Annotated in this window: 17 protein-coding genes; 11 read left to right on the top strand and 6 right to left on the bottom strand. The window is 72.4% G+C overall.

Features of this window, described 5'->3' with window-relative positions:
• Window positions 1–125 precede the first annotated feature (125 nt).
• Genes OG595_RS36305 through OG595_RS36285 form a run of 5 tightly spaced genes read left to right on the top strand, consistent with a single transcriptional unit; the run spans window position 126 to window position 4,551 of the window.
• Window positions 126–1,445, top strand: coding sequence for an MFS transporter (locus OG595_RS36305; protein ID WP_329279579.1), 1,320 nt, complete (start codon window positions 126–128; stop codon window positions 1,443–1,445).
• Window positions 1,442–2,263 carry a putative hydro-lyase gene (locus OG595_RS36300; protein ID WP_329279577.1) on the top strand — a complete coding sequence of 274 codons (822 nt, stop codon included), beginning with the start codon at window positions 1,442–1,444 and terminating at the stop codon, window positions 2,261–2,263. Before OG595_RS36305 ends, OG595_RS36300 begins: the two co-directional genes overlap by 4 nt.
• A gap of 25 nt (window positions 2,264–2,288) precedes the next feature.
• Entirely contained in the window at window positions 2,289–3,041 is a 753-nt protein-coding gene (locus OG595_RS36295; RefSeq protein ID WP_329279575.1) for a LamB/YcsF family protein, read from the top strand.
• A gap of 26 nt (window positions 3,042–3,067) precedes the next feature.
• Window positions 3,068–3,685 carry a 5-oxoprolinase subunit B family protein gene (locus OG595_RS36290; protein ID WP_329283480.1) on the top strand — a complete coding sequence of 206 codons (618 nt, stop codon included), beginning with the start codon at window positions 3,068–3,070 and terminating at the stop codon, window positions 3,683–3,685.
• Window positions 3,682–4,551, top strand: a complete 870-nt coding sequence (locus OG595_RS36285; RefSeq protein WP_329279573.1) for a biotin-dependent carboxyltransferase family protein — start codon at window positions 3,682–3,684, stop codon at window positions 4,549–4,551. Before OG595_RS36290 ends, OG595_RS36285 begins: the two co-directional genes overlap by 4 nt.
• A gap of 248 nt (window positions 4,552–4,799) precedes the next feature.
• Here the strand turns inward: OG595_RS36285 and OG595_RS36280 are convergent, their stop codons facing one another.
• From OG595_RS36280 to OG595_RS36260, 5 genes are all read right to left on the bottom strand, one after another.
• The gene (locus OG595_RS36280; protein WP_329279571.1) at window positions 4,800–5,657 is read right to left on the bottom strand and encodes an SGNH/GDSL hydrolase family protein; all 858 of its coding nucleotides are present in this window, start codon (window positions 5,655–5,657) and stop codon (window positions 4,800–4,802) included.
• Complete coding sequence (locus tag OG595_RS36275; protein ID WP_329279570.1) at window positions 5,654–6,874, bottom strand: glycosyltransferase; 1,221 nt, start codon at window positions 6,872–6,874, stop codon at window positions 5,654–5,656. The genes OG595_RS36280 and OG595_RS36275 overlap by 4 nt, the downstream gene beginning before the upstream one ends.
• Window positions 6,871–7,995, bottom strand: a complete 1,125-nt coding sequence (locus tag OG595_RS36270) for a glycosyltransferase family 4 protein (RefSeq protein ID WP_329279568.1) — start codon at window positions 7,993–7,995, stop codon at window positions 6,871–6,873. Before OG595_RS36270 ends, OG595_RS36275 begins: the two co-directional genes overlap by 4 nt.
• Window positions 7,996–8,123: 128 nt before the next feature.
• Window positions 8,124–9,554: a HEAT repeat domain-containing protein gene (locus tag OG595_RS36265; RefSeq protein WP_329279566.1), complete on the bottom strand. Its 1,431-nt coding sequence runs from the start codon at window positions 9,552–9,554 to the stop codon at window positions 8,124–8,126.
• A gap of 301 nt (window positions 9,555–9,855) precedes the next feature.
• Window positions 9,856–10,248: an ankyrin repeat domain-containing protein gene (locus OG595_RS36260; RefSeq protein ID WP_329279564.1), complete on the bottom strand. Its 393-nt coding sequence runs from the start codon at window positions 10,246–10,248 to the stop codon at window positions 9,856–9,858.
• 236 nt (window positions 10,249–10,484) lie between these two features.
• Between OG595_RS36260 and OG595_RS36255 the strand changes: the two genes are divergently transcribed.
• Window positions 10,485–10,679 (top strand): hypothetical protein, encoded by a 195-nt coding sequence (locus OG595_RS36255; protein WP_055524209.1) that lies wholly within the window; start codon window positions 10,485–10,487, stop codon window positions 10,677–10,679.
• A 37-nt stretch (window positions 10,680–10,716) separates the two neighbouring features.
• Entirely contained in the window at window positions 10,717–12,264 is a 1,548-nt protein-coding gene (locus OG595_RS36250; RefSeq protein WP_329279562.1) for an ATP-binding protein, read from the top strand.
• 79 nt (window positions 12,265–12,343) lie between these two features.
• Here the strand turns inward: OG595_RS36250 and OG595_RS36245 are convergent, their stop codons facing one another.
• On the bottom strand, window positions 12,344–13,843 hold the full coding sequence (locus OG595_RS36245; RefSeq protein WP_329279560.1) for an SCO1417 family MocR-like transcription factor: 1,500 nt from the start codon (window positions 13,841–13,843) through the stop codon (window positions 12,344–12,346).
• 108 nt (window positions 13,844–13,951) lie between these two features.
• Here OG595_RS36245 and yczE point away from each other — a divergent pair, with 108 nt between their 5' ends.
• The 4 genes from yczE to OG595_RS36225 all read left to right on the top strand — a co-directional run bounded on the left by yczE (window position 13,952) and on the right by OG595_RS36225 (window position 17,416).
• A complete protein-coding gene (yczE, locus tag OG595_RS36240) occupies window positions 13,952–14,605 on the top strand; it encodes a membrane protein YczE (protein ID WP_329283479.1) in 654 nt (217 codons plus the stop codon).
• Window positions 14,602–15,369, top strand: a complete 768-nt coding sequence (locus OG595_RS36235) for a glycerophosphodiester phosphodiesterase (RefSeq protein WP_329279558.1) — start codon at window positions 14,602–14,604, stop codon at window positions 15,367–15,369. The genes yczE and OG595_RS36235 overlap by 4 nt, the downstream gene beginning before the upstream one ends.
• A gap of 42 nt (window positions 15,370–15,411) precedes the next feature.
• On the top strand, window positions 15,412–16,773 hold the full coding sequence (locus tag OG595_RS36230; RefSeq protein WP_329279556.1) for an MFS transporter: 1,362 nt from the start codon (window positions 15,412–15,414) through the stop codon (window positions 16,771–16,773).
• 268 nt (window positions 16,774–17,041) lie between these two features.
• Window positions 17,042–17,416 (top strand): RNA polymerase-binding protein RbpA, encoded by a 375-nt coding sequence (locus OG595_RS36225; RefSeq protein ID WP_003977404.1) that lies wholly within the window; start codon window positions 17,042–17,044, stop codon window positions 17,414–17,416.
• Window positions 17,417–17,566: the final 150 nt, after the last annotated feature.

The following is a 17,566-nucleotide window of genomic DNA, read 5'->3' as shown; positions in this document are numbered from 1 at the left end:
GAAGGATCGTTCAACGATCCTCTACCTTGCTGAACAGACGCCGCTGGATCCACGCGGTGCCGACCGCTCCGCTCCCGCACCGCTCATTCCTGAAGCACTCTCCGTCCCTCAACTGCGAGGTGCACATGAGCACGACCCCTCCACCGCAGGCCCTGGCCGCCGAATCCCGCCCCGGAACGGGTGAACCCGCCGTCGACGAAGGCGCGTTCGCCTGGCTGCGGGCACTGGGCCCGCGCGGGCGCCGCGCCTTCGGCGGCGCGTTCGGCGGCTACGCCCTGGACTCGTACGACTACTTCACGCTGCCGTTGACCATGGTGGCGCTGTCCGCGTACTTCGGTCTGAACAGCGGCCAGACCGGGCTGTTCACCACCGTCACTCTCGTCGTCTCCGCGGTGGGCGGCGCCGGCGCGGGGGTACTCGCGGACCGGATCGGCCGGGTCAAGGCGCTGATGATCACGGTCATCACGTACGCGGTCTTCACGGTCGCCTGCGGCTTCGCGCCCAACTACGAGACGCTGCTGGTGTTCCGTGCCCTCCAGGGCCTCGGTTTCGGCGGTGAGTGGGCCGTCGGCGCGATCCTGGTGGCCGAGTACGCGAGCCCGAAGCACCGCGGCCGTACGCTCGGCGCGATCCAGAGCTCCTGGGCCGTGGGCTGGGGCCTGGCCGTGGTCGTCTACACCGTGGTCTTCTCGTTCCTCGACGACGACCTGGCCTGGCGCGTGATGTTCTGGACCGGCGCGCTGCCCGCGCTGCTGGTCGTCTGGGTGCGACGGTCGGTCCAGGACGCGCCCCGGGCGGTCGCCGAGCGCGAGAAGAACCCCAAGAAGGGCTCGTTCGCGGCGATCTTCAAGCCCGGCACGCCCGAGGCACCCGGACTGCTGCGCATCACGGTCTTCGCGGCCCTGCTGTCCACCGGTGTCCAGGGCGGCTACTACACCCTCGCCACCTGGGTGCCCACCTACCTGAAGACGGAACGCGGACTGTCGGTCGTCGGCACCGGTTCCTATCTCACCTTCCTGATCTCCGGAGCCTTCATCGGCTATCTCACCGGCGGATACCTCACCGACCGGATCGGGCGCAAACGCAACATCTGGCTGTTCGCGGTCCTCTCGGCGCTGTGCATCCTCGCCTACGCGAACATCCCCGACGGCGCCAACACCCTTCTCCTGGTACTCGGTTTCCCGCTCGGGTTCTGCATGTCGGCGATCTTCAGCGGCTTCGGCTCCTATCTGAGCGAGCTCTACCCGACCGCCGTACGCGGCACAGGACAGGGCTTCACCTACAACACCGGCCGCGCCGTCGGCGCCGTCTTCCCCACCACGGTCGGCTTCCTGGCCGACAGTTGGGGCGTGGGCGGCGCGCTGGTCTTCGGCGCGATCGGATACGGCATCGCCGCCCTGGCACTGCTCGGCCTCCCGGAGACCCGCGGAAAGGAACTCCAGTGAACCGTACGGAAGACCGCCCCCTGTCCCTCGTCGACGAGCACGCGCACGCGTGGAGCCCGAAATCCGCGCGAGCCCGGTTCCGCGCGGGCCTGACGGGCCCCACGGCGGGTGTCGCGGCCGGCCACACCCAGGTCAACCTGATCTCGGTGCCAGCCGACTGGGCGTACGACATGCTGCTGTTCTGCCAGCGCAACCAGAAGCCCTGCCCGGTCCTGGACGTCACGGACGCCGGTTCCTGGACCACCGTCCTCGCCGAGGGCGCGGACCTGCGCACCGACCTGCCGCGCTACCGGGTCTGGCGGGACGGCGAACTGGCGGAGGAGCCCACGGACGTGCTGGCCCACTGGCGCGACGACCTCGTGACGTTCCTCATCGGGTGCAGTTTCACCTTCGAGTGGGCGCTCGCCGAGGCGGGCGTCCCGATCCGGCACATCGAGCAGGGCCGCAACGTCCCGATGTACGTGACCAACCGTCAGTGCCGTCCCGCCGGGCGGCTGCACGGCCCCATGGTGGTGTCCATGCGTCCGGTGCCGCCGCAGCACCTGGCGGCGGCCATCCGGGAGAGCAGCCTGCTCCCGGCGGTGCACGGCAGCCCCGTACACTGCGGCGATCCGTCGGGGCTCGGCATCGACGACCTGGGCCGGCCCGACTTCGGCGAACCGGTGGACCTCGCGCCGGACGACATCCCGGTGTTCTGGGCCTGCGGGGTCACCCCGCAGGCCGCGGTGACGGCGTCCCGCCCGCCCTTCGCCATCACCCACGCGCCGGGCCAGATGTTCCTCACCGACACCCGCGACGAGCAGTACCGCGTCGCCTGACCGGAGCGTGACAGGAGTCCGGAACATGATCGACCTCAACGCCGACCTCGGCGAGGGCTTCGGCCGCTGGCGGCTGACCGACGACGAACAGCTGCTGTCCGTCGTCACCAGCGCCAACGTGGCCTGCGGCTTCCACGCCGGGGACCCGGTCACCATGCGGCGGGTGTGCGACCTGGCGGCCGAGCGCGGCGTACGGGTCGGCGCCCAGGTCTCCTACCGCGACCTGGCCGGCTTCGGGCGGCGCGCGATGGACGTGCCGCCCGACGAACTGGCGGCCGAGGTGGCCTACCAGATCGGCGCCCTGGAGGTCTTCGCACGCGCGGCGGGCACGCGCGTGTCGTACGTCAAGCCGCACGGCGCGCTCTACAACCGCGTCGTGCACGACGAGGAGCAGGCGGGTGCGGTGGTCGCCGGCGTGCTGCTGGCCGGCAAGGGGCTGCCGATGCTCGGGCTGCCCGGCTCGCGCCTGCTGGAGCTCGCCGAGGGGGCGGGCCTCCCGGCCGTCCCCGAGGCGTTCGCCGACCGTGCCTACACCGAGGAGGCCACTCTCGTGCCGCGCGGCCAGGCAGGGGCGCTGGTGACCGACCCGAAGGCCGTCGTGGCACGCTCGGTGACCCTCGCCCGGACCGGTGTCGTCACGTCGCTCTCCGGGACGCCTCTCGCGATCCGCGCCCGCTCCCTGTGCGTCCACGGCGACACTCCCGGCGCGGTGGACCTGGCCCGCCGGATCCGCGAGCGCCTGGAGGAGTCGGGCGTCCGTGTGGAGGCCTTCGCATGAGCGGGACGAGCGACACGGCGCTCGGGATGAGGGCGCTGCCCGTCGGCGACGACGCGCTGCTGGTCGAGGTCTCCTCCGGGGAACAGGCCCAGGCCCTGCACGCCGAACTGCTGCGCCGCCGCGCGGACGGCACTCTGACCGTCCGGGAGATCGTCCCCGCCGCCCGCACGGTCCTCCTCGACGGCCTCGACGACCCCGCCCGGCTGGCCTCCGAGCTGACCGCCTCCGAGGTGCCCCCGGCGCTCCCCCTCACCCAGGACATCGTCGAACTCCCCGTCCGCTACGACGGCCCGGACCTCGGCGACGTCGCCGCCCTGTGGGGCGTGTCCGAGCACGAAGTGGCGCGCATCCACGCGGGCACCGAGTTCCGGGTCGCCTTCTGCGGTTTCGCGCCCGGCTTCGGCTACCTCACCGGCCTCCCCGCGCGCTACGACGTGCCGCGCAGGGCCACCCCACGGACGTCCGTCCCGGCCGGCGCGGTGGGACTGGCGGGCCCGTACACGGGTGTGTACCCGCGTTCGTCGCCGGGCGGCTGGCAGCTGATCGGTACGACCGGCGCGGTCCTGTGGGACCACACGCGCGTGCCGGCCGCGCTGCTGTCCCCCGGCACCCGGGTCCGCTTCGTCCCGGTGGGCAGCCCATGACGGACCGTGCGCTCGCCGTCGTACGGGCAGGAGCGCTGACCACCGTGCAGGACCTGGGGCGTCCCGGGTACGCCCATCTCGGGGTGCCCCGCTCCGGCGCCCTGGACACGCCCACGGCGGCGCTCGTCAACCGGCTGGTCGGCAACCCGTCCGGGGCCGCCGTCCTGGAGACCACCCTCAACGGCTGCGCCCTGCGCCCCCGTTGCCCGGTCACCGTCGCGGTCGGCGGCGCCCCCTGCCCGGTCACGGTGGACGGCCGCCCGGTGGCCTGGGGCGCTCCGGTGCGGGTGCCCGGCGGCGCGCTGCTGAACATCGGAACGGCGCTGACCGGAGTACGCGCTTACGTGGCCGTCTCCGGCGGACTCGCCGTCGAGCCGGTGCTCGGCAGCCGCTCCACCGACCTGCTGTCCGGCCTGGGGCCACCGCCCCTCACGGACGGCGCTGTGCTGCCCCTGGGGCATGTGATCGGCGGGCACGCGCGCGTGGACGTCGTCCCGCAGCCCGCGCCCCCTGCCGAACTCGTCCTCCGGGTGACCGCCGGGCCACGCGACGACTGGTTCACGCCAGGGGCGCTACAGGCCTTCACCACGTCCACGTACCGGGTGTCCTCCGCGAGCAACCGCATCGGGCTGCGCACGGAAGGTCCTTCCCTGGAGCGGGCCCTCGCCGGCGAACTCCCCAGTGAGGGCATGGTCCTGGGCGCGGTCCAGGTGCCCCCCGACGGCAGGCCGGTGGTCTTCCTCGCCGACCATCCCACCACCGGCGGCTACCCGGTGATCGCCGTCGTCCGCACCGCGGACCTGCGCGCCGCCGCCCAGGCGACGCCGGGCACCCCGGTCAGGTTCGTGCCCGTACGCCGCGGCTGAACCTCACAGGGCCGGTCCGGCGGATCAATGCCGACGACACGCACAGGTCGCGGTGCCGTCGGCCGCGCCGTGGGCAGGCGCCTGCCCACGGCGTTGTCGTGGTCGCCGGCTCCCCACCGCACCGCCCGCCGCGGCCGCGACTGACGTCGGCGTCCCCTCCGCCGCTCTGCGGCCGGACAAGCCGAACCCGCGCCCGCCCAAGCCCGTTCGACGCCGTAGCCGCCCTCCGCCCGGACCGGCGGATACGCCTACGCCACGTCCGGCCCGGCCCGGTGCTCCGCCACCGTCAGGGCGGCCAGGGCCGCCGCGACGGCGTGCGACGCACCCAGGTCGAGGCGTGCGCTGGTGCCCCGCGCGCGGTGGCGGACCTCCTGGGCGGCGAGCCGGAGGAGCTGCGGCAGCAGGTCGGTGCACCGCCTCGCCACCCAGCCCGTGCCCGCGGTGGCCAGCCAGCGCAGCCCGGCCGACCGGGTGGGCGCGGGACGTTCCGGCTCGGGCGACGGCCCCGGACCGCCCGCGACCCCCGCCTCGGAGAGCAACGCGTGGAAGCGGACCGCGAGCTGCCGGTGCCCCTGCTCGCCGGGGTGCAGCCGGTCGGCGCTCCACATCTCGCGCCCGTTGAGCCACTCCCCCTCGGCGGCGTGCAGGTGCACGGCTCCGTAGCGCTCGGAGAGCGCGTGGACGACCGTGTTGACCGCCCGCTGCCGCCGGGCCAGCGGATTCGCCAGGACACCGGGCAGCCCCAGCATCGCCCCGGGGTCGGGCAGACACGCCGTGAGCAGGAGCACGCCCCGACCGGTGAAGGCCGCGTACACCTCGTCCAGCCGGGCGGCCACCGCGTGGATGTCGAAGGTGCGGCGCAGGGTGTCGTTCACCCCGATGACGACGGACACGACGTCCGGCTCCAGATCGAGGCCGCCGGGCGTCTGCCGTTCCAGCACGTCACGCGTCTGTGCCCCGCTGACGGCGAGGTTGATGAACTCCACCGGCGTGTCGCCGAACCCGCCGGCGAGCAGCGCGGCCCAGCCGCGCCACCCGCCGTCCACGGGATCGCCCACACCCTCGGTCAGCGAGTCGCCGAGCGCCACGAACCGCAGAGGTCTCATCCGACACCCTCGGGCACGACGGGCACGACGGGCACGACGGGCCGCACGGGCGCGTCACCGGTGGACGGCACCGTCGCGTCGTGCGCCGCGAGGAACGCCTCGACCGCGGTCGACCAGCCGAAACACTCCGCACGCGCGCGTGCGTTCGCCCGGCGCTCGCGTTCGGGCCGGGCCAGCAGCAGCCGTACGGCGTCCGCGAACGCCTCTCCGTCGTCGGCCGCGACGGCCCCGGCGGACCCGATCACCTCGGGCAGCGCGGAGGACGCGCTGACGACCACGGGTGTACCGCAGGCCATCGCCTCCAGCGCGGCGAGGCCGAACGTCTCCGCGGGCCCGGGGGAGAGGCACACGTCGGCGGACGCCTGGAGTCCGCCCAGCAGTGCCCGGTCGGCGACATGCCCGAGGAAGGCGACCGGCAGCCCGCGCTCCCGCGTCCGCTGCTCCAGGCGGGCCCGCAGCGGCCCGTCCCCCGCCACCACGAGCCTCGCCCGCTGTCCGCGCCGCAGGAGGGCCTCCAGGGCGTCCAGGGCCGTACCTGGCCGCTTCTCGACGGACAGCCGGGAGCACATCACGAGGAGCAGTTCGTCCTCGCGCGCGTGCGCGGCCCGTACCGCCGGGTCCCGCAGCGACGGATGCCGCCGCACCAGGTCGACGCCCAGGGGAGCCCGTACAACATTGCGCGCCCCGATCCGCACGAACTCCCGCTCGGCGAACTCCGTGGTGCACACCACGCGCGCGTAGGTGTGTGCCGTACGGACGTTGAGGGCGTCGGCGGCGCGCCGGGAGAGGTTCTCCGGCAGGCCCCAGGTGCGCAGGACGCCGTCGGCGGTCTCGTGGGAGACCATCACCGCGGGGACGCGGGCCCGGCGCGCCCACCTGCCCGTCCACCTGAGGGTCGTCCGGTCGGACACCTCCAGGCGGTCCGGCGCGAGTTCCTCCAGCAGGGCGGCGACACGCCGCTTGTCCGTGAGGACGCGATAGCCGCCGGTGCCCGGCAGCAGCGGGCCGGGCAGGGTGATCACGCGCCCCTGTTCGGTGTCGCGGTCGCTCGCCCGCTCACCGGGCACGATCAGGACGGGGTGGTGTCCGGCGGCCCGGTAACCGGCACCCAGTTCGCGCAGCGCGGTGCGTAGGCCGCCCGAGGCGGGGGCGACGAAGTTCGCCAGCCGGACGATGCTCAGCGGTCCGCTCGGGCCGCGTGGTGTCCCGGCGTTCATGCGGCCACCACCGTCCGCGCGGTGAGTATGTCGGCGTAGTGCCCGACGAGCTGGTCGCCGACAGCGGCCCAGGTGCGGCCCTCGACCGTCGCCCGCGCGGCGGCGCCGTAGGCGGACCGCAGGCCCGGGTCCCGGGCCAGGGACCACACCGCGTCCCGGACGGCGGCGGCGTCGCGCGGCGGGACCAGCAGGCCGGTGCGCCCGTGGGCGACCAGGTCCAGCGGTCCGCCGGCGGCGGGCGCGACGACGGGCACACCGCTCGCCATGGCCTCCTGCACGGTCTGGCAGAAGGTCTCGAACGGGCCGGTGTGCGCGAAGACGTCCAGCGAGGCGAAGATCCGGGCCAGTTCGTCGCCGGTGCGGCGGCCCAGGAAGACCGCTCCCGGCAACTGTTCGCGCAGTCCGGGCTCGCTGGGTCCGTCGCCCACGACGACGACCCGCACGCCGTCCAGCGCACAGACCCCGGCAAGGAGTTCGACCTGCTTCTCGGGGGCGAGCCGGCCGACGTAGCCGACGATCAGCTCGCCGTTCGGGGCGAGTTCGCGGCGGATGGCCTCGTCCCGCAGTTCGGGGCGGAAGCGCGCCGTGTCCACGCCGCGCCGCCACAGCTTCACCCGGGGCACCCCGTGCGACTCCAGGTCGTGCAGGGCCGCGCTGGAGGGCGCGAGGGTGAGGTCGGCGGCGGCGTGGACGGAGCGGATGCGCCGCCAGGCGGCGGCCTCGCCCGCGTGGACGTAGGTACGGGCGTATCCGGCCAGGTCGGTCTGGTAGACGGCCACGGCGGGGATGCCGAGCCGGGCGGCGGCGGCCATGCCGCGGACGCCGAGGACGAAGGGGCTGGCCAGGTGGACGATGTCCGCGCGGTGCTCGGTGATCGCGGCGGCGACGCGTCGGCTGGGGAGGGCGACGCGGACCTGGGGGTAGCCGGGGAGCGGCAGGGAGGGGACACGGACGACGGGGCACGGCGCCGAGGCGTCGGGCCCGTTCCCGGCGGCGGTGGCCGGGGCGACGACGAGGGGAACGTGACCGCGATCGACGAGGTGCCGGGCGGTCTGGAGCGCGCAGTGGGCCACGCCGTTCACATCGGGGGGAAAGGATTCGGTCACGATGACTACACGCATAGGGGTGTTGTCGCCGTGCTGGACGTGCTCGCGTCAACGTCGATCTTTCCGGACGGGGAACGTCCCATGAGCGTTGCGCACCGCCCCCTCCCGGGTCGGCGCGCGTCCACGCGCTCCTGATCCCCGGGTCATCCCCCGTTCATACGGCGGGTGCTGTCGGGCCCGATCCGGCTTCGTACGGCTGTCTGGACCTCGGCCTCCTCGGCCGGGTCTGCGGCGAGCCTGCGCAGCTGGTCGACGACCCTGGCGTCACCGGTCTCGGCGTGCCGGGCGGCGACCTCGCGGGTGGTCTCCTCGCAGTCCCACAGGCACTCGACGGCGAAGCCTGCGGCGAAGGAGGGGTCGGTGGCGGCGAGGGCCCGGGCGGCCCGGCCGCGCAGATGGGACGAGGCGGTCTCGCGGTAGACGTGGCGCAGGACGGGTGCCGCGCAGACGATGCCGAGCCGTCCCGCGCCGTCCACCAGGGTCCACAGGGTCGGCGCGTCGGGCCCTTCGCCCCGTACGGCCTCCCGCAGCGCGCCGAGGACGAGGTCGCTGTCCCGGGTGCCGCCCAGGCAGGCGAGCATCCGGCCGGCGGCGGCGCCCAGGGGGTCGGGCCGGTGGACCCACCCGCGCGCGCGGTCGACTGCGGCGATACTGCGCATACGTTCGAATGCGTCGACGGCGGCCTCCACAACGGCCGTCGTGCCGTCGGCGACCGCGCCCTCGACCAGGTCGAGGGCATCGGGATCATTGCTGTCCGCGAGGTAGCGCAGGGCCGTACAGCGGGCGCCGTCGCCACCGCTGCGGGCCGCCTCCAGGATCTGGGGCCGGTCCTCCGGGCCTGCCACGGCGGTCAGGCAGCGCGCGGCGGGCACATGCAGCACGGCACCGCGGTCGATGCCCTGCTGGGCCCACTCGAAGACGGCCTGCACGCTCCAGCCCGGGCGGGGCCCGGACGGTCGCATCTGGCGTTGCCAGCGGTCGAAACAGCCGGTCTCCTGGGCGGCACGCACGCGCGTGGAGATCGATTCGCGCGGATCGTCGGCCCACAGCCGCCAGGGCCGGGGCTCGAAGGCGTCCCGTACGACGGCGGCGAGTTCCGCCTCGCCCTCCGCGTCGGTGCCGAAGCGCGCGAGCACGGGGGCGGCGAGGGCGCGCAGCCCCGCGTCGTCGTCCCTGAGCGCCAGTTCGTCCAGCGCCCAGGCCCAACTGGTGCCGGTGGCGGCATACCTGCGCAGCACCTCCAGCGCGTCCCGCCTGCCGTAGGAGGCGAGATGCCCGAGGACCGCGAGGGCGAGCCCGGTGCGTGACTCGTCGGTGTCGAGGACGTCCTCGGCGTCGAAGAGGTGGGCCTCGATCTCATCCAGCTCGCCGTGGAGGTCGACATAGAGACGGGCGTAGTAAAGGGAGCGGTTCTCCACCTGCCAGTCGTGGCGCGGGTCGTGGAGCACGCAGTGGTTCAGTGCCGCGAGCGCGTCGGCCCGCGGTGCGGTGAGCGCGTGCAGCGTGCCGTCGCCGCGGCCCCTCTGGAGCAGGCCGAGCAGCGTTCCGCTGGGCGCTATGACCGGATCGAACATGGGAAACAGCCTCACATCAAGCGTCGACGCAACCGGGATCCTGCTTTACCTGGCCGCGTGACAACACGTCGGGGCGCCCGCCGTTTCCTGCTTGCTGTAGACCATCTTCCTCTGCCTCTCGTAGGTGGGCCCATGCGGACCGCATCACGGCCCGCGCGGTGCGGCAACTTCTGCCCAGCCATCGCGTCCATGAATCACGACGTCATGATGACCCGGCTGTTCAAGCTGCCGCGACCGTATTTCCGGCGGCCCCGTTCCGCCTCCCCCGTTTTCCTTGTCCTAGCTGGTCAGTGCGTACGACTCAGTGTGCGCCGAACAGCTCCAGCAGTTCCGTCTTGCCGAACATCCGTGCGGTGTCGAGGGCCGAGGGCATACCCGCGGACGGGTTGGCGCCACCCTCCAGGAGCGCCTGGATGACGTCCTGGGAACCCTTGAAAACGGCCCCGGCGAGTGGTGTCTGGCCCCGGTCGTTCACCCGGTCCCCATCGGCACCACGAGCGAGGAGCGCCCGGACCGCGTCGGCATGGCCGTGGTAGGCGGCGAGCATCACCAGGGAGTCGCCGCGGTCGTTGGTGAGGTCTGCCGGTACGCCCGCGTCGACGTACGCCACGAGTGCCTCCGTCTGCCCCTGCCGGGCCAGATCGAAGATCTTCGTCGCCAGCTCCACGACCTCGGGGTCGGGGGCTTCGCTCATCGGCCGGACCGCCTCTCGTTACAACCGTACGGGTGAATCGCCAGAGTACTGGCTTAACCAGCACATGACCCGACACCTCAGCAGCAAAGATCAGCACGCCCGGATGACACCAAACAGGTACACCACGCGAGTGAAATACGAGGAAATTCACCCAAGTGCACCTTTTATCGTATGGATACATGCTGTGATCCTGGAAGAACTCATGGTGACTGTCCCCACCACACCAGGAGATCCACATGATCCTCTCCATGTCAGGCGTCGTTCTGCTCGGCATCATCGTCTTCCTCTTCTTCAAGAAGGACGGACTCAAGGCGTCGCACGCCTTCGTCGCCGCGCTGTTCGGCTTCTACCTCGCGAGCACCGCCATCGCACCGAGCATCAAGGCCGGCGGCGAGAGCCTGGCGAGCCTGCTCGGCGGAATCAAGTTCTGACGCCCGTCCCGCCCGCACGCACCTCCAGGAGACAGCAGTGGCCCGGCGCCCCCTCCCCCGCATCCTGAGCAACGGCACCGCACAGATCGCCCGGAGCCGGGAGCTGGCCCGGACCGCTGCAGACAGCGCCACGGACGTCCTCCACCCGCTGATCACGATCAGCCGGGGTCTTCGCCGGCTGGCCGCGGCCGGGCGGCGCAAGTGGGCGGACACGCCCAAGGACAAGCGCGGGCCACTGCTGTTCCTGGTGGCCTCGGTGGTTCTGGTCGTGGCCCTGGTGCCGTACGGCCCGCTGCTCGCCGTCATCTCGGTGATGGCGGCAGCGGCCTGGCACGGCCGCGACCGCGCCCCGGCGGAGCCCGAGGGCCCCGACGAGTCCCAGACCCAGCGCCTCCAGTCCCTGTACGACGCGCTGGTCCCCTATTTCTCGACCCCCGACGACCCCGCTCCCCTCTACACCCACGGCGGGGACTGGGAGAAGTCCTTCCCCACGTACGAGTTCGACGGCGACGGCCGTATCTCGCAGCTGGTGGTCCGTTACCCGGCGTACTTCACCGACGGCGAGGCCGGCTCCCGCGCGCGGATCGAGCAGTTGCTGCACGCCAAATCGGGCCGGGGTCGCGAGTACCACTTCGAGTGGGACGAGGAGGGCAACCAGCTCACCGTCACCGTCCTGCCACCGTTGCCCACCGACATCGCCGCGCAGCGCTTCGTCACGTCCCCGGGCGAGACGGTGCTCGGCTTCACGGACCCCACCCAGGTACAGCGCACGCTCCCCCTCAGCCACGGTGAGGAGCGGCGTGACGTCCCGCCGGTCGTCTGGCGCACGGGGCCTCGCTCCACAGAACCCCACCTCCTGGTGATGGGCGAGCCGGGCAGCGGCACCACGACACTCCTGCGCTCGATCGCCCTCCAGGCCCTCCAGTACGGCGACGTCCTGATCGTCGACGGCAGCGGCACCGGCGAGTACGCGTGCCTGACCGGCCGGGACGGCGTACTGGCCGTCGAATGCACGGCGTCCGGTGCCGTGGCGAGCCTCGAATGGGCGAGCCAGGAGACGGAACGCCGGCTGATCGCGGCCAACCACGCCCGCCAGGCCGGCCAGCCGCTCCCGGACGACATCCGACGCCCGCTCTGGCTCCTTCTCGACCGCCCCGCGGCCCTCGCCCACGTGGCCGCCGCCGACGGCCACCCCGACCCCCAGTCCATGCTCCAGGTCCCCCTGCGGCACGGCCGGGCGGCGAACGTCACCGTCGTCGTGGCGGAACAGTTCGACAGCGCGGACGCGCTGAGCGACGCCGTACGACAGCACACACGCGCGCGTGTCGTCCTCGGCCCCGTGCCCTCCACCCAACTGGAAGCGGTCCTGGGCGCGCCCCCGCACACCACACCGGTCCCGGTCATGCCCCCGGGCCGCGGCTACGCCCGCCTGGGCACGGGCCCGGTCCACCGCCTCCAGGTCCCGGCCACCCCGGACCCCCACGACGACGCGACGAGCGACGTACAGCGCCAGGCGGTACTGGAGCTGCTGCCGCCGCGGTCGGCCCAGGTACTCGTGAAACAGGAACAGGAGCCGGTGTCCTAGGAACCGGCGGCCCAGCCGCGCCCCCGGCCCCGGCCTCTGCCCCGCATACCGCTCAAGCCACTCAAGCCACTCAAGCCACTCAAGCCACGAAAGTACGGGGGGACTCGGCGCCCGCCGACCCCCCGCTCACCACGATCCTCGCCGCGGCGGCCAACCGGACGGCCGCTTCGTCGGCCACCGCTCCTCCCACGGTGAACGGCAGCCGCACATACCCCTCGAAGGCGCCGTCGACCCCGAACCGCGGCCCCGAGGGCACCCGCACCCCCACGCGTTCCCCCGCCTCGGCGATCCGTGACCCCGACAGCCCGCCCGTGCGGACCCACAGTGTGAGCCCACCCCTGGGCACCGTGAACTCCCAGTCCGGCAGCTCCCGTCGTACGGCCGCGACCAGCGCGTCCCTGTTGTCCCTGGCCTGTTCGCGCCGCATCGCGACGGCCTGCTCCCAGCCACCGGTGCTCAGCAGCCAGTTGATGGCCAGTTGTTCGAGCACGGGTGTGCCCAGGTCCGCGTAGGCACGCGCGGCGACGAGGCTGCGGATCACGTCCGGAGCCGCCCGCACCCAGCCGATGCGCAGCCCGGCCCAGAAGGCCTTGCTGGCGGAACCCACGGTGATGACCGTCGACCCGGCCGGGTCGAAGCCGCACACCTGCCGTGGCATCTCGACATCCGGGTCCAGCCACAGCTCGGTCATCGTCTCGTCGGCGACGAGCACCGTCCCCGCCGAGCGGGCCGCCTCGACCAGTTGCCGTCGCTGGTCGTCGTCGGCGAGCGCGCCGGTGGGGTTGTGGAAGTCGGCGACGACGTACGCGATCCGGGGCGCGGCCTCGCGCAGCACCTGGCGCCAGCGGTCCAGGTCCCAGCCGGCGAGCCCCTCCGCCATCGCGACGGGCACGAGCCGGGCACCCGCCTCCCGCATCAGCTGCAGGATGTTGGCGTACGAGGGCGACTCCACGGCGATGCGCTCGCCCCGGCCGGCGAACAGGTGGCAGATCGCGTCTATGGCGCCCATCGCACCGGTCGTCACCATGATCTGTTCGGGCATGGTGGGGATCCCGCGCGCGGTGTACCGCTCGGCGATCATCGCGCGCAGCGCGGGCAGTCCGGCCGGGTAGTCGCCGTGCGTGTGCGCGTACGGAGGCAGTTCCTCCAGGGCGCCCTGGACGGCGCGGGTGAGCCAGGGCTCGGGCGCGGGCAGGGCCGCCGTACCGAGGTCGATCACCGAGCCGAGCGCCTCGGGGGGCAGCGGTTCGAGCCCGCGCGCGGGAAGTGGGTTACCCGCGGGTACAGCGGTCCAGCTGCCCGCACCGCGCCGGGACTCCATGAAGCCCTCGGCGCGCAGCGCCTCGTAGGCGGCGGCGACCGTGGTGCGGCTGACGGAGAGGGCGAGGGCCAGTTCACGTTCGGCGGGCAGCCGGGCGGCGACCGGCACCCGGCCCTCGAGAACCAGCAGACGGATGCCGTCGGCCAGTGCGCGGTAGGCGGGTGGGCGACGGGTCCCGGGACCCGCGGGGCGGTCCTGCTGCGAGGTGAGCAGCCGGGCGAGTTGCGCGGTACCCACCGCCGAAGTCCACTGCACCATGCAGATCAGTCCACCTTCCCCGAATTGGCCATGGATGGGATCCAATCCCAAGCCACAGGGTGTCATGTGCCAGGCCACTACCACTACAGGGGGCAGCTCGTGAGGTCATTGTCAGCGCCGGACCGGCTGGGCCGACGGTTGATCCAGCTCTACGCCGGTCTCGCGCTGTACGGCGCCAGCTCGGCCCTGCTCGTCGAGTCGGGCCTCGGTCTGGAGCCCTGGGGAGTGCTCCACCAGGGACTGGCCGAGCTGACCGGGCTGACTATCGGCGTCGTGTCGATCTTCGTGGGAGCCGCCGTACTGCTCCTGTGGATACCGCTGCGGCAGCGTCCGGGCCTCGGCACGGTCTCGAACGTCTTCGTCGTCGGCCTCGCCATGGACGGCACCCTCGCCCTGGTCCCCGACGCGCATGTCCTCACCGCCCGCGTCCCCCTCCTGGTGGCGGGCATCGTCCTCAACGGGGTGGCCACCGGCCTGTACATCGCGGCGAACTTCGGCCCAGGTCCGCGCGACGGCCTGATGACCGGCCTGCACCGGCTCACCGGCCGCTCGATCCGGCTCGTCCGTACGGCGATCGAGGTGGCCGTGGTGGCGACGGGCTTCGCCCTGGGCGGCACGGTGGGAATCGGCACGGTCCTGTACGCGGTGGCGATCGGACCACTGGCGCAGCTGTTCCTGCGCGTGTTCGCCGTCCCCGCGGCATCGGGCGGCAGCACGGCCGTTGCCGCCGGTCAACCGGAAGAGGTGATACTGCGACCGTGACCACGCGGATACGTCATCCCTACCTCGACCATCCCGGCCCGATCCCCTTCGCCCACCGGGGCGGGGCGGCGGACGGGCTGGAGAACACGATGTTCCAGTTCCGGCGGGCGGTCGAGACGGGTTACCGCTACCTGGAGACCGACGTGCACCGCACGGCGGACGGAAAGCTCGTCGCCTTCCACGACCCGACACTGGACCGGGTGACGGACGGCGGCGGCCTGATCGCGGACCTCCCCTGGTCCGACGTACAGCACGCGCGCGTGGCGGGCAGCGAACCGGTACCCCTCTTCGAAGACCTGCTCGAAGCCTTCCCCGAGGCGCGCTGGAACGTCGACGTCAAGGCCGAGCCGGCGCTGCGCCCGCTCCTGGACCTGATCGAGCGCACCGACTCCTGGGACCGGATCTGCGTCGGTTCCTTCTCCGAGGCGCGTGTGGCGCGCGCCCAGCGGCTCGCCGGTCCGCGCCTGGCGACGTCGTACGGCGTCCGGGGCGTCCTCAACCTGCGGCTGCGCTCCTGGGGCCTGCCCGTGGGGGTGCGCCGGTCCGCGGTCGCCGCGCAGGTCCCTCAGGAGCAGTCGGGCATACCGGTGGTCGACCGGAGCTTCGTGCGCACCGCCCACGCGCGCGGGCTGCACGTCCACGTGTGGACGGTCAACGATCCCGATCACATGCACCGGCTCCTGGACCTGGGAGTCGATGGCATCATGACCGATCACATCGACACGTTGCGCAAGGTTCTGGAGGACCGGGGCACCTGGTTCTGACTCCCCGTGCGCACCGCTTCACGGGGAAAGCGAGGGGCACGGGTGGACACCGACACCGTGCGGGACGAGACGGCCGACGAGGCCGCCGGGCGCCGCCGCGAGCAGCGCGGCTGGTACTTCTACGACTGGGCGTGCTCCGTCTACTCGACGAGCGTTCTCACCGTGTTCCTGGGCCCCTATCTGACGTCGGTCGCCGAGGAGGCGTCGGACGCGGACGGGTTCGTGCATCCGCTGGGCATACCGGTCCGCGCCGGTTCGTTCTTCGCGTACTCGGTGTCCCTGTCGGTCATCGTGGCCGTGCTGGTCATGCCCCTGGTGGGCGCCGCAGCCGACCGCTCCGGCCGCAAGAAACCGCTCCTGGCAGCCGCCGCCTACGTGGGCGCCACGGCGACGGTCGGCATGTTCTTCCTCGACGGCGACCGGTATCTGCTCGGCGGGCTGCTGCTGATCGTCGCCAACGCGGCCCAGTCCGTGTCGATGATGCTCTACAACTCCTACCTCCCCCAGATCGCCACGGTGGAGGAGCGCGACGCGGTCTCCTCGCGCGGCTGGGCGTTCGGCTACGCGGCGGGCTCACTGGTCCTCGTCGTCAACCTGGTGCTGTACACGGCCCACGACTCCTTCGGCCTCTCGGAGGGCATGGCCGTCCGGATCTGTCTGGCCTCGGCGGGTCTGTGGTGGGGCGCCTTCACCCTCGTACCGCTGCGCAGACTCCGCGACCGTCGGGCCGCCAAGGAGGAGAGTGCCGTCAAGGGAGCCACCTCCCCCGGCCTTCGGCAGCTCGTGGCGACGGTCCGCGACATGCGCCGCCACCCGCTCACCCTCGCCTTCCTGCTCGCCTACCTCGTCTACAACGACGGCATCCAGACCGTGATCTCCCAGGCCTCGGTGTACGGCTCGGAGGAGCTCGGGCTCGGTCAGTCCACCCTCATCGGGGCGGTGCTGCTGGTGCAGGTACTGGCGGTGGCGGGAGCACTGGGGATGGGCCGACTGGCCCGCGTGTACGGGGCCAAGCGGACGATTCTCGGCTCGCTGGTGGCGTGGACGGTGACACTGGCGGCGGGGTACTTCCTGCCGGCCGGCGCACCGGCGTGGTTCTTCGTGCTGGCCGCCGGTATCGGCCTGGTCCTCGGCGGCAGCCAGGCACTGTCCCGGTCGCTGTTCTCGCATCTGGTGCCGCCCGGCAAAGAGGCCGAGTACTTCTCGGCCTACGAGATGAGCGACCGCGGTATGAGCTGGCTCGGCCCGCTGCTGTTCGGGATCACCTACCAGCTGACCGGAAGCTACCGGGACGCGATCATCTCGCTCGTGGCCTTCTTCGTGATCGGGTTCGTGCTGCTGGCCCGGGTCCCGGTGGCGCGGGCGATCCGCGACGCGGGCAATCCCGTTCCCGAAAGGATTTAGCATCGGCGGCAAAAGAGCGGTAGTGTACGCCGTTGGCCTGCCAGGCGTACCGTTACTGCGCGTCAAAGATGACGAAACGCTGCGTGATATCTGCTTGCAGATGTGACAAACCGGGCACTGGTGGGTACAACAAGGGACAGCTACGACGGCGACGCATAACCCCGAAACGGGACACGGGACGGGAATCTTTACCGCCGACCGGACGTTGACCGGATGACGACGACAGCGACACCTGTCCTGTGGGCGACAAGCCCGGGAGGCACGATTCATGAGTGAGCGAGCTCTTCGCGGCACGCGCCTCGTGGTGACCAGCTACGAGACGGACCGCGGCATCGACCTGGCCCCGCGCCAGGCCGTGGAGTACGCATGCGAGAAGGGGCATCGGTTTGAGATGCCCTTCTCGGTCGAGGCGGAGATCCCGCCGGAGTGGGAGTGCAAGGTCTGCGGGGCCCAGGCACTCCTCGTGGACGGCGACGGCCCTGAGGAGAAGAAGGCCAAGCCCGCGCGTACGCATTGGGACATGCTGATGGAGCGGCGCACCCGAGAGGAACTCGAAGAGGTCCTTGAGGAGCGACTGGCCGTACTCCGCTCCGGAGCGATGAACATCGCGGTACATCCGCGGGACAGCCGCAAGTCCGCGTAGTCCCTCCGGGACTGGGCGGCATACAGCGAACGCGTGACACCGCGGGTGCCGTACGTGAATTCGACGTACGGTGCCTGCGGTTTTGCGTTTTCCGGGGTCTGCGGCCAGGGCCCCGGTGAGTGAAACGCGACAGGCCCGCGCCGTAGCGGC

The sequence above is a fragment of the Streptomyces sp. NBC_01451 genome, assembly GCF_036227485.1.
GTDB lineage: Bacteria > Actinomycetota > Actinomycetes > Streptomycetales > Streptomycetaceae > Streptomyces.
This window is presented reverse-complemented; position numbering and strand designations above follow the sequence as displayed.